The following is a 12,183-nucleotide window of genomic DNA, read 5'->3' as shown; positions in this document are numbered from 1 at the left end:
GACTGAAATGAATTTTGCTGCCTGGGAGCCGATTTACGAACAAATACTTGAGGATTTCGGATTCGACCGTGCCGGTGATGAAGAAGCAGCTCAATTTCTTTCCCGCAAGCTGACAGAGGAAAACACTGTCAGCCTATCCGAGCTTAAAGCCCTGATCTCTGGAAAGCCTGTCCTGGTATGCGGAAATGCTCCCAAACTCAGGAGAGAGCTTTCGGAAATCAATTTTTCGGATTTTACAGTAATTGCAGCCGATGGGGCAGCCGCAGTTCTTATGGACATGGGCATTGTACCTGAGGTTATCTGCACCGACCTTGACGGCAACTCAGAAGCTGATATTGAGAAAGAGATTCTTGCCTGTGAAAAGGGTTCTATAGTCCTTATCCATGCACACGGAGACAATATTGATAAACTCGAGAAATATGTACCTCGCTTTAAGAGATTTATTGCGACTACTCAGGCAAAACCTTTTGACAAGGTGTATAATTTTGGGGGGTTTAGCGACGGAGACCGATGCTTTTTCTTAGCAAGGGAGTTCGGAGCAAAAAATATTAAGCTTGCAGGGTTTGATTTTGAAGATCCAAGAGTTAACACAATTAAGAAAAAGAAGTTAAAGTGGGCAAAAAAATTAATAGGAATCGGAGATTTTTAAAAAGAAAGTAGTCCATTTAAAGATAATAATATGTCATAAGCTTACTACTGCGTCTATTTTCATCTATAAGTTAAATCAAAAAACTTATCTTATTGAACAGCCGCCATTTATATACAAATTTTACTTAAAACAGGAATGATTGAAGTTATAAAGTTTAAAAATAAAAAGAGTCGTGCAATCTTTCCAACCAGATGCAAATCTCTTAAGGCTTCAAATTGAAATTAGCCAGGAAATAGAGCCCCGGCTATTCTTGAGATTACTTTTTTTGATTGAATAGTAATCACAGATTGTCTACAGATCATTACTCCTGATTTATTGAGAGTTTTAATAGAATTAGATATTGAGGAATAAATGCAAAAGTGAGCTTGTTTTACTGACAGAGGGTTTATCCAATTTTCTTAAGACTATTAATATTAAGAAACAGTTATTCTAGATTTTTTATATAATTCATAATTATATGTTTAATCGTACTTTCATGGCAGAATTATTCCTCTCCAACGGAAGCAAGTAACTCTAATGACTTCTAAAAGATGCCGTGAAAGTATAAGTGGGGATATTGAGGACTTTGGTTAGAGAGTGTAATTTTCCAGTGTAACTCTCTGATCCGAAAGTCCACCTCTAAGCATCTGAAAAGCATAAAATAACAAATAAAACTGCAAAATCGTGGAGGTAAATATAATGTGGTTTGGACATTGTGGCTGGGGCTGCCGTAACTGGTGGTTCTGGCGCAAATGGCGCCGCTGTGGTTGGTGCTAAAAGTTACTACTGAACTCTGGAACTATTGAACATGGATGAAACTACAGCAGCCATCATCTCAAAGCGGGAGATTGCTTCTGATTAATCATCCTGTCCTGAGTTGATGGCTACATATTTTTGATATAGATTTTTACCTGTTATTCCTAGAATATTACTTTCTAGCCTTCCTGCAGGTGAAGCAGTATTAATTCTTTTCCGCAGCTGACCGAGAAGTATACTACCTACCTGTCTGAGATAAAATTCTTATTTCGGAAAGTTGCCCTGGTATGCAGAAATGCTCTGAACTCAGGGGCGATCTTTAGGAGTCTATCTATGGATAGTGTTACAACCAGTCTTATTCCTCAATAAGTTGTAGCTTCGATGAATGAGTATGACCAACAATATCGTGCTAATGTTGGTAGGGGGGATGCATAGGCTTACAAGGATTGCAACCCAGCGGTACCAGGATGCACATGATACAGTTAGTGATTTCATTCGTGGGAAAGAAGGGATAAATGTATTTACTAAAAATACGACAGAAGCCATTAATATTGTTGTAACAGGATTGGACTGGGAGCCTGGGGACCAAGTTGTGACAACAGTTGCCGAACATCATTCTAACCTGCTTCCCTGGTTTAGATTACGTCAAAAAGGCGTAGTGATAATCGATCAATGATTTCTTCATCACATGATGTTGTGATTGAAGTACCCCTTTCTGTATTTGTCAATGGCCGCCATGCTCTAACTGCAATAATAAGCCCGGTAATGCTTGAAGAATTTATAACAGGTTTTCTATACACAGAAAGGATAATCCGCAAACTGGAAGATATCGACTCCTTGCGTATAGAAAAAAGGATACTGCTGCCACTAGTGCAGGTGTTCTGACAAAAAAATCCTTTTTCGATAATGGTTTCAAGTAAAACTGTTCTTTCTGGATGCGGCGGCGATACATCATACCTTGATCCTGACAGGCTTCCAAAAGTCCAGTCTGATATGCTCATAGAGCCTTCTACAATAAGCAAAATAATGAAGGAAACTCTGGTTTCAGATCTTCACATTAGAACAGGAGGAATCCATATTGTAGGATTTTTTGGACCTCATGGGAAAATCTGCATAATAGAGGACATAGGCAGACACAATGCTCTTGACAAGGTAATAGGTTATGGATTAAAACATAATGTGGATTTTTCCAGAACAATTGTGACCTGTTCGGGAAGACTCTCTTCAGAAATGGTAAGAAAATTCTCCAGATCCAATGGTAATTCTGGATAACAGATTTCTGCCAAAGGATTGTGGCAACGATTTGAGCCCCTGAACCTGCAATACTACTTGAATTATGTGATACTCTTTTTTCAAAGACATAGATTTTAAAACTTAAAAGATATTTCCAAGGTATGAAATCAAAGATATCATATTTGGAAGTTGTAATGCTAGCAGCAATAATAAGGCTAAATCAGGTTTTGGAATGAACTCAATAATACTGGGTGAATCAGCAGATCTCATTTTTGCGCATCTTAGTAAATGTAGGTTCAATCTTTATATTCTTAATAAATCCAATATGTATCAAAAATTAGAGACTATCTTACTTATTTAATTAAATATTGGCATTTCCATATATCAATTTTAAATCCACTCTAATAATGAAAATATGATAATAAGCATAATCAAATTAATAAAAATAATTCTCAACATTTTATTACCTGAATAATAAAATTATTCTAAATGGATACTATTTTTGAAGATAAAATCAGCGGGGGAGTAAATTGAAGAGTAAGATCCTATTTGCAGTTTTCACTTTGATTTTCCTGATAGGAGTAACGCCTACAGTATCGGCAAAAGATATTATAGTGGGCAATGGAAGTGGATCAGATTATACAATACAGGAAGCTGTAGACAATGCAGAAGCTGGAGATGTAATATTAATAAAACCTGGAGTTTATTTTGAAAATGTAAATGTTTCAAAAACAGGATTAACTATTAAACCAGAAACAAGCGGTGTAGTCATACAACCAGCGGATGATTCAATTGAAACTGTCACTATAAGCGATGCAGGTGTAATATTAACTGGTCTTAATATACACGGAGATGTGATTGTAAGTTTATGGGCTCCTGATAGAGGCTCTGAATATCACACTAATAACCCTACCTATATAACAAACAACGTTATCGAGAATGGCGGTATTAGAGTAGGATCAGAGAGTACTGCTGTTACCATATCTGGGAATCGAGTTTCAGGTAATGGTATAGATGTCTCTTGTTGTGGTTCATATAACACAATAGTGAATAATGAAATTTCGAACAGTAAAACAGGTATATACGTATTTGACGAGAGATATGTACCACCAATTAGTGGTAATAAAATAAGTAACTGTAGCATAGGAATACATGTTTCAGGGGTAACTTATGATATCATAAACAACGAGATAACAAATTGTGGAACAGGTATAGTTGCAGGAGAAACTGGTGGAGCTACGTTAATTGGAAACAAAATAACGTACTGTACCGATTGTGGAGTTGAAGCGACTGGATATCTGGGTATTAACTATAATAACTACTTCAATAACACCGTGAATGTAAAAATTGGAGAGTACAGTAATATAACAGCCTGGAATACTACACTCACCAGTGGTACAAACATTATTGGTGGACCATATATAGGAGGTAACTATTGGGCAAAGCCTGATGGGACTGGTTTTTCCCAAACCACTGTTGATGCAAACGGAGACGGAATTGCAGACTCAGCCTATGTTATTGACGAAAATAATATTGACTATCTACCCCTCACAGCTAAGTATAACTCAGTACCACCTGCTTCCAACTTCACAGCCAATGTAACTTCTGGAGTTGCACCTTTAGTTGTGTTATTCACAGACACCAGCACTGGTGGATCTCCAACTTCATGGCTATGGGATTTTGGAGACGGTATCTATTCAAAACATGCCATGAATGCAACCCACACGTTTACAAAACCAGGAAATTATACAGTCAGCCTAACTGTAGAAAACGCCGCCGGGAATAGTACAGCAACAAAGCCTAATTACATAGTTGTCACTGATTTCACTGATTTAAACGTTCCAATTGCAAATTTCAGTAGCAATGTCACAAAGGGTTATGCTCCCCTGACAGTGCAGTTTTATGATCTCTCCCGGAATGCAGTTTCAAGGGTGTGGGACTTCAATAACGATGGAATACCTGACTCCAGTGATCCTAATCCCGTTTATGTGTATACAGCCCCGGGAACGTACCTTGTAAACCTGACAATATACAATGCAAACGGAGTTTCCTCAAAGGGTACTACAATAACTGTACTGGAAGGCAGTTCCAGCAGTGATAGCAACTCAAACAGTGATGGAAATAGTGGAGGAAGCAAAAAGAGCGGAGGCAGCAGCCGTGGCGGCGGTGGAGGCGGCGGTTCCCCTGAACCTGCAAGAAATGTTGAAGTAAAAGAACTTTCACAGGTACGCGTTGTAAGCGGAAATCCCGTGAAATTTGATTTCCCGAAGAATGCCACCTGCGTTGCGTATGTGAGTTTTGATGCAAAGAAGACCGCAGGCAAGACCACAACTATTGCCGAGCAGCTCAAAGCAAAATCAACCCTGACTTCAAATCTGTCCTCAGATGAGGTCTACAAGTACTTTAACCTCTGGGTCGGGAATGCAGGGTTTGTAACGGAAAAGAATATTGAAAACCCTGTAGTGTGCTTCAAGGTTGAAAAATCCTGGCTTGAGGATAAGAACATTGACCTGAATTCAATCACTCTCAACAGGTACAGTGACAAAAAATGGTCCGAGCTGCCCGTAAAGCTGTTGAAAGAAGATAGCAAATATCTGTACTTCACGGCAGACACGCCAGGCTTCACCCACTTTGCAGTAACAGGGAAAACCATAGAGAAAGAAGACGTTGCTGAGACAAAACATGAGTCTGATATTGAAAGTCTCAGAGATAATGAAAATGTAACAGTAAGTGTCGAGCAAACTTCTAAACAAAAAGAAAGTGCAAGTATCCCTGGCTTCAAAATAATTTACGGAATAATCGGGCTTATTGGACTGTCCTTGTGCAAAAGTAGACGATAACGAGTTTAAAACTCGTTTTAAAACGAATTTTAAAGTTACTCTTGACAGGATTGAGGATAAAAATTGCGGTTTTGATTGTGAGGGATAAAGAAACAATTAAAATTAATATCCCTCTCTTTTTATTACCTCCTGAGAGCAGAGAAGAAAACATTCTAAATATTATCACTTTCAGACATGTAAAGGAGACAGAAACTGCAAAAGAAAGAATATCCAGTTTGCTTGAGCGGCTTAAGAATAAAGATATAGGCTGGACTGAATTCTCCAGATAAGGTACACTCAAAAAATCAAGTCTGAAGTTTCCAGATAAAGTTCACTCAAAAGATCAAGTTCTAATATATTATTTTAGAAATTTCCTGACCGGTATTTTATTTCTCTTCCTGGTGATTTCCGAATATTGTTTAACAACTCCCTTTTGCACAAAGGTATAATTATCCAGGGAATCAGATAATCATAAACATCGTCTTCGGAAAAGATGTCAATTTTTTATTATTCGTGTCACACCATTCAACAAAGTGTTTAATAGTATGATAGTTAGAAATAGTGACTTCGGACTATGAATTCAGCCCGACATTTCCTTAAATATCTTGTAATAAACTCATCGTTTTCTTAATAGGGAGATAACATTCATGTCATTTAAACATAGTGGGTTTTATTCGCCTTCCAACAACGAAATTCTGGAGACAATCCAGATGGTCAGGATGGAACATCTAGACATAAGAACCGTAACAATGGGTATCAACCTCAGGGACTGCAGCCATCCTGATATTGAAGTTTTCAATGAGAATATTTACGAAAAAATAACCACGCGTGCAAAAGATCTTGTGCGCACAACAAACGAGATCCAGTGCCTCTATGGAATTCCGATAATCAATAAACGAATCTCAGTAACCCCTATAGCCATAGCAGCCGAAAGTTGCAGGTCTAACGATTTCGTATCCATTGCAAAGACTATGGATGAGGCTGCAAAAGAAGCACAGGTAGATTTTATAGGAGGTTTCAGTGCCCTTGTCCATAAAGGCGTAACTGCTGGAGACCTGAAGCTTATCAATTCCATTCCGGAAGCCCTTGCAGACACGGAAAAGGTTTGCTCGTCTGTAAACGTTGCTACTACACGCACCGGCATTAATATGGATGCAGTCGGCCTGATGGGCGGCATAATAAAAGAGACTGCGGATCTGACTGTGGATAGAGATGGGATAGGCTGTGCTAAACTTGTAACTTTTGCAAATGCCCCGGAAGATAATCCCTTTATGGCAGGAGCTTTTCATGGAATAGGTGAACCCGAGTGCGTCATCAATGTTGGGGTCAGTGGGCCTGGCGTTGTGAATGCTGCAATTAACGAGCTTGAAAACCCGAATCTTACTGAGATTTCCGAGACCATCAAAAAGACAGCCTTTAAAATAACCCGTATGGGCGAAATGGTAGGCAGGGAAGTTTCACGGAGGCTTGGAATCGAATTCGGGATTCTTGACCTTTCCCTTGCCCCGACACCCGAAATAGGGGACAGTGTTGCTGCAATTCTTGAGGCAATGGGGCTTGAGCGATGCGGAGCCCACGGAACGACTGCAGCCCTTGCCCTCCTGAACGATGCCGTGAAAAAAGGCGGGGCAATGGCTTCTTCTTCGGTAGGTGGCCTGAGCGGGGCTTTTATTCCTGTCAGTGAAGACGCAGGTATGATTGAAGCCGTCCGGGTCGGAGCCCTCAGCCTGGAGAAGCTTGAAGCCATGACCAGTATCTGCTCAGTCGGTCTTGATATGATCGCAGTCCCAGGTGACACTCCTGCTTCCACCCTATCGGCTATTATTGCCGATGAGATGGCAATAGGAGTAATAAATAGAAAGACCACCGCAGTCAGGATTATCCCTGCACCCGGAAAAGGAGTCGGCGATTCAGTTGAGTTCGGCGGCCTGCTTGGGAATGCTCCTATTATGCCGGTAAGCACTTTCAGTTCTGAGGTTTTCGTAAAACGGGGAGGAAGAATTCCGGCTCCAATCCAGTCACTTACAAACTGAAACAATGGACTGAAAGGTATTCAAGGACACTGATACTTCCTCAAGAATATAGATCAAGTCCGCGAATCTGGCAATTAATTTTTTGTGAAGAAGGGTCAATTCGCTCCCGGAAGAGTTCTTCAGTTACTGAAATTGCTGGGCTCTTCAATATAAAAATTTGCAAAAACAATTTAGGCTTAAAATTTTGCGTTTAAAAATAATATTTGTCTGGAAACAATTTTTTATATAATTAATTTAAAATAATTTTATGTTACTCGTATATTCTAGAGTAGGGGAACAAGTGGGGTATCATCAAGTAAACGAACTGGGCAAATGAACCTCCTGAGGGCGCTGATCCATCTCTTCGAATAAATGTGTTTGGGGGAGCATGATATCTTCGAAGAGGCTGCATTGGGGGATGCAGTTAACGGATCCAGCGCCTCTGGACTTCTTTCTGCTGTTCATTCTGACTCGTTGTTCTTCTTAATAAAGTCTTTAGTTTTCATTTGATGAATATTCCTGATCGCGATCGAAAGCCGGTTTCTTTAACCATATGGAGATACAGTAATGAGCAGAACTGCACCGAAAAGTTATATTACTTCGGGACACAGTGCCTGTCCGGGCTGTTGTGACATTTTTGCTGCAAAATTCACACTCATGGGAGCAGGTCCCAACACCATTATTGTTAACCCGACAGGCTGCCTGGAGGTTACAACTACTCCTTTCCCATTGACATCATGGCAGGTTCCCTGGATCCATTCGCTTTTTGAGAATGCAGGTGCAGTGGCCTCAGGTATCGAAGCTGGCTTAAAAGCTCTCGGTAAAAAGAAAGATATTAAAATTATAGCCATTGCAGGTGACGGTGCTACAATGGATATAGGCTTCGGGGCAGTCTCTGGTGCATTTGAGCGAGGGCACGACTTCACCTATATCTGTATGGACAACGAAGCCTATATGAACACGGGAGCCCAGCGCAGCAGTGGGACTCCCTATGATGCCAGCACACCGACCACTCCAGCCGGGAAAATTTCCTTCGGAAACCCATTCCCCAAAAAGAATATGCCTGCCATTATGGCAGCTCACGGTTCTCCGTATGTAGCCACAACCACGATAGGCTTCCCTAGGGACATGATGCGCAAGGTCAAGAAAGCTACCGAAATCGTTGGCCCGACCTACATCCATGCGCACGCCCCCTGTACAACAGGCTGGGGCTTTGACACCTCAAAGACCCTACAGGTCGCCAAACTAGCAGTCGAAACCTGCCTCTGGCCCCTCTATGAGATGGAAAATGGGGAAATTACACAGGTCAGAAAAATCAAGGATCCGAGACCGGTTGAGGAGTACCTCAAGACCCAGAAAAGGTTCAAGCACCTCTTCACCATGGAAGGTGGAGAAGAGGAGATCAGGAAGATTCAGGCGATGGCAGACTGGAACATAAAGCATTTCGGGCTTCAGTGAAAACAGGGGTTTTAATTGAAGGTTTTTACTTTCCCACTCTCAGGTTCTTCAAGCCTGCAGGCGTTTTAAACAGGTTTCATATCCGAAATTTTTTATTTACAGGCATTTATTACAGGCATTTATTTACAGGTATAAGGATTTTTTTATTTCAAATCCATCCAGAGCGTCCTCATCATTTCCCTTATTGCTTCTATCTTTTTTATGTTTGCTTCACCGTTTATTATATTAAGCTCATTGAAAGATTCAAGGGCAAGCTTGGCTGCAATTGATGTGTCGTTCAGATACTTGCTTTCCGTATTGCTCACAATGGTCTGGAGGGCTGAAGCTGCCTGGAGAACCGCACTTTCCATATTTTCCTCTTCAGCATTTTTTCCAATATCTTCAATAGAGCTTGCTATCCTTCTTACTGTATTCTGAAGATTTTCTTGCATGGCTGCAGCAGCCATTTCCTGAAGCATAAGCTCTACTCCCACAGCAGCTTCTTCAAGGCGCTTTTGAGCCGTAAGTTTTCCAATATCCCCAAGGCATGAGATGCATATTGCAGTATTTTCAGAAATATCAGGAAACTCTATCTTGGCAACCGCTTTTCCGATTTCTCCAAGACCTATCGCTACTGCTATGGTTTCTCGTTCCCGGTTAAGAAGAGCTGCTGTATTCCCGCTCTTCCCCAGCACTGAGGCTGCGAGCCTGGCTACCATTTCCATCTGCTGTTCGGCAGCTATTTTTCCTATAGCTCCAAATGAAAGCAGCACCCGAACCGTTGTGCCGTGCATATTCTGCTCCATGGAGCATTGTAGCAGCCTCTCGAGGCTGCGGATAGCGCTGATTGCAGCTTCTTCCATTCCCTTAAGGGCGGCAGCTTTTCCTATCTCCTTTATGGAAGCTACCGTTTTTTCAGCTTCCTGCTCCTTTCCTTCATTCAAATAACCTGTGCCGATTTCGGTCAGAACATTAAGAGCTTGGCTCACACCTTCTTCAAACCCTTCATTAACCGAACTAAACCCTAAACTTACCATCCTGTCTTCATCTTTTGAGAACATCGCATAGGACTCCTTTTCGGGGGCTACTTTTCACTATATGAGACTGCTAAAAAAGCACAATATGTAGTCATCAAAATTCTTTAGCCTCTTCAATGCCCACACCATCTATTTTTTTACAATTATTTCATGCACTCTTAATTTATGTCTCCCTTGACTCAAATATTTTCAGGTAACAACGTAAGCTTTCAGACGGATTAATAAGCCATTGAATCGATAATTCGTTAGATAAAATTAATAAATTCATTAGATTAAACTGATAAATTACTAGATTAAACTGATAAATTATTAGATTAAGCCGATAAATTCATTAGGAAAAGATGTTATCTTCTTTTATCAAGTATACGCCATATGGTATACTTGCAGGCTAAGAGACAGGTAGCAGAAGGCGATTTATCCGATGCAGGAAAAGAAAATGCAGGCTCAGCAATCCCGATGCCAGGCAGAAAATGATTCATTCAGGTGTGAGCTTATAAGCTTTAATGAAGTCCTGCGGCTCTCAAAAATTCTTGCGCGAAAAATCAAAGCTTCAGGTTATAAGCCTGACCTGATTGTAGCCATAGGGAGAGGAGGTTATGTTCCCGGAAGGCTGATTTCCGATTTTTTGCTTTTTGATGATCTAACCTCAATGAAGATCGAGCATTACACACGAGCTGCAAACATGCTGGAAGAGGTAAGGATAAAATTCCCTATTCCTGTGGATATAACCGGAAAAAAATCTTGATTGTCGATGATGTAACCGATACTGGCGAGACTCTCAACCTTGCAGTAAGTTACGCTCTGAGCCTGAAGCCTACAAATGTCATGACTGCAGTTCTCCAGCATAAAACCTGCTCAGCTTTCACACCTGATTTTTACGCTCAAAAAAATCATTAAATGGCGCTGGATCATTTACCCCTGGGCAAGATATGAGGACTTTGCAGGGTTTGCAGAAAAAATCATCCAAGACAGAGCCCTTGACCTCTCTCAAATCATTAATGAGTTTAGGCGCAGGTACAGTCTGGAAATCAAAAAAACAGAACTCATTGAAATTCTGGATGATCTAACCGAGAGGAGGGAAATCAAAAAAATTAGAGGAGAACCCCCTGCATGGCGGGTCTCAAGAGATTGATTATACCTGTAAGCGGCAGATGTACAGTTACATTACCGTTTCAGTGACCAGTTCCAGATCTCCCTTTGAGAAAACTCTGGATACCCTGACTTTCCAGTCTTCGTCTGAACTCTCGCTGTCAGCTTGGATCAGGTTATAACACTGAGTGGTCTTTCCCCTTGTTTTGGAAGAACAGAACGTGCCTGCGTTTACCACGAGCATGTTATTGAGATTCCAGACCCAGGGTATGTGGCAGTGCCCGCAGAGGACAAGATTAACCTTGCACCGATTCAGAAGTTCGAGAATGTCTCCTGCATCTACAAGGACGGTATTTTCCCTGCCTGCAAGAGGTATGGGCACGAGATGATGGTGCAGGGCAAAAACCTTGAAGTCTTTGCCTGTAAAAGCCTCCTTGATCCAGCCGTAGTTTTCCCTACCGATGTGCCCTTCGTCAAGGTCAGGCTGTGAAGAGTCCGCTCCTACGACAGTAACGTTTCTGAAGCTCCGTGAAAAGAACCGATCCTTAAAAAGATCCTCAAAGTGAAGGTACCCTGCGTTCTTCGAATCATGGTTACCAGGGACAAGGATTTTATTTTCGCATTCAATCCTGTCAATGAATTGCTTTACTCCATTATATTCCGCAGAAAATCCATTTTCAGTCAGGTCGCCTGTAATTACAATGAAATCAGGTCCCAGCCGGTTTATACTGTCAACCATAGAATCTGCAATTTCTGGGACAAAATACGCATCTGAATAGTGAATATCCGAAAGGTGTACAATCTGTATAATTTTTACTTCCTCTTTTTATTAATTTCAAATATATCAAATTAATTACATTCGAGCACTGGAATTCTGTAGCATTATATATAGTTATCTGTCAAATTTACATATTTACAAATATCTAATTATAATTCGTTAAAAAAGAAGACTTATATTACAAAACTTGTGAAGATGCTATAAATATGTACTTCACATTTATTAGTAGAGAATATTTATAAATTGTATAGCATTGCAAGCCAAATCTTTATATAGCAAACCTCAGCCTATTTTTTCCCTTCCGACGCGCGGCGAGTCTGTCCTGTTACTTCGTTTTCGATAAAACCTTTTTTGAAAAGGTTTTCGCTTGAACGAGCGAAGCAAGTGAAACAGA

10 protein-coding genes and 1 pseudogene are annotated in these 12,183 nt (G+C 40.7%); 9 read left to right on the top strand and 2 right to left on the bottom strand.

Annotation, left to right across the window (positions count from 1 at the left end):
- Positions 1-7: 7 nt before the first annotated feature.
- From AOB57_RS12610 to AOB57_RS12575, 7 genes and pseudogenes are all read left to right on the top strand, one after another.
- Positions 8-649 carry a 6-hydroxymethylpterin diphosphokinase MptE-like protein gene (locus tag AOB57_RS12610; RefSeq protein WP_054298026.1) on the top strand — a complete coding sequence of 214 codons (642 nt, stop codon included), beginning with the start codon at positions 8-10 and terminating at the stop codon, positions 647-649.
- A 1,162-nt stretch (positions 650-1,811) separates the two neighbouring features.
- Positions 1,812-2,060 carry an aminotransferase class V-fold PLP-dependent enzyme gene (locus AOB57_RS12605; protein ID WP_167829623.1) on the top strand — a complete coding sequence of 83 codons (249 nt, stop codon included), beginning with the start codon at positions 1,812-1,814 and terminating at the stop codon, positions 2,058-2,060.
- Positions 2,057-2,656: pseudogene (locus tag AOB57_RS14675) on the top strand (formate dehydrogenase accessory sulfurtransferase FdhD). Before AOB57_RS12605 ends, AOB57_RS14675 begins: the two are co-directional and overlap by 4 nt.
- Before the next feature lie 491 nt (positions 2,657-3,147).
- Entirely contained in the window at positions 3,148-5,457 is a 2,310-nt protein-coding gene (locus tag AOB57_RS12590) for a PGF-pre-PGF domain-containing protein (RefSeq protein ID WP_054297947.1), read from the top strand.
- A 50-nt stretch (positions 5,458-5,507) separates the two neighbouring features.
- Complete coding sequence (locus AOB57_RS12585) at positions 5,508-5,726, top strand: DUF3006 domain-containing protein (protein ID WP_226999506.1); 219 nt, start codon at positions 5,508-5,510, stop codon at positions 5,724-5,726.
- 357 nt (positions 5,727-6,083) lie between these two features.
- A complete protein-coding gene (locus AOB57_RS12580; protein WP_054297948.1) occupies positions 6,084-7,469 on the top strand; it encodes a PFL family protein in 1,386 nt (461 codons plus the stop codon).
- Positions 7,470-8,015: 546 nt separating this feature from the next.
- A complete protein-coding gene (locus tag AOB57_RS12575; protein ID WP_054297949.1) occupies positions 8,016-8,906 on the top strand; it encodes a thiamine pyrophosphate-dependent enzyme in 891 nt (296 codons plus the stop codon).
- Positions 8,907-9,049: 143 nt separating this feature from the next.
- Here AOB57_RS12575 and AOB57_RS12570 read toward each other — a convergent pair whose 3' ends face one another.
- Positions 9,050-9,946, bottom strand: a complete 897-nt coding sequence (locus tag AOB57_RS12570; RefSeq protein ID WP_054297950.1) for a hypothetical protein — start codon at positions 9,944-9,946, stop codon at positions 9,050-9,052.
- A gap of 397 nt (positions 9,947-10,343) precedes the next feature.
- Here AOB57_RS12570 and AOB57_RS14670 point away from each other — a divergent pair, with 397 nt between their 5' ends.
- Positions 10,344-10,667, top strand: coding sequence for a phosphoribosyltransferase (locus tag AOB57_RS14670; protein WP_226999505.1), 324 nt, complete (start codon positions 10,344-10,346; stop codon positions 10,665-10,667).
- Positions 10,664-10,819: a phosphoribosyltransferase gene (locus AOB57_RS14665; RefSeq protein ID WP_226999504.1), complete on the top strand. Its 156-nt coding sequence runs from the start codon at positions 10,664-10,666 to the stop codon at positions 10,817-10,819. The genes AOB57_RS14670 and AOB57_RS14665 overlap by 4 nt, the downstream gene beginning before the upstream one ends.
- A gap of 262 nt (positions 10,820-11,081) precedes the next feature.
- On the opposite strand, the gene AOB57_RS12560 is transcribed toward AOB57_RS14665, so the two are convergent.
- The gene (locus AOB57_RS12560) at positions 11,082-11,819 is read right to left on the bottom strand and encodes a metallophosphoesterase family protein (protein ID WP_082384080.1); all 738 of its coding nucleotides are present in this window, start codon (positions 11,817-11,819) and stop codon (positions 11,082-11,084) included.
- Between the last annotated feature and the right edge of the window lie 364 nt (positions 11,820-12,183).

The organism is Methanosarcina flavescens (genome assembly GCF_001304615.2).
Taxonomy (GTDB): domain Archaea; phylum Halobacteriota; class Methanosarcinia; order Methanosarcinales; family Methanosarcinaceae; genus Methanosarcina; species Methanosarcina flavescens.
The sequence above is the reverse complement of the archived record's forward strand: the minus strand, read 5'-3'. Positions and strand labels throughout refer to the sequence as shown.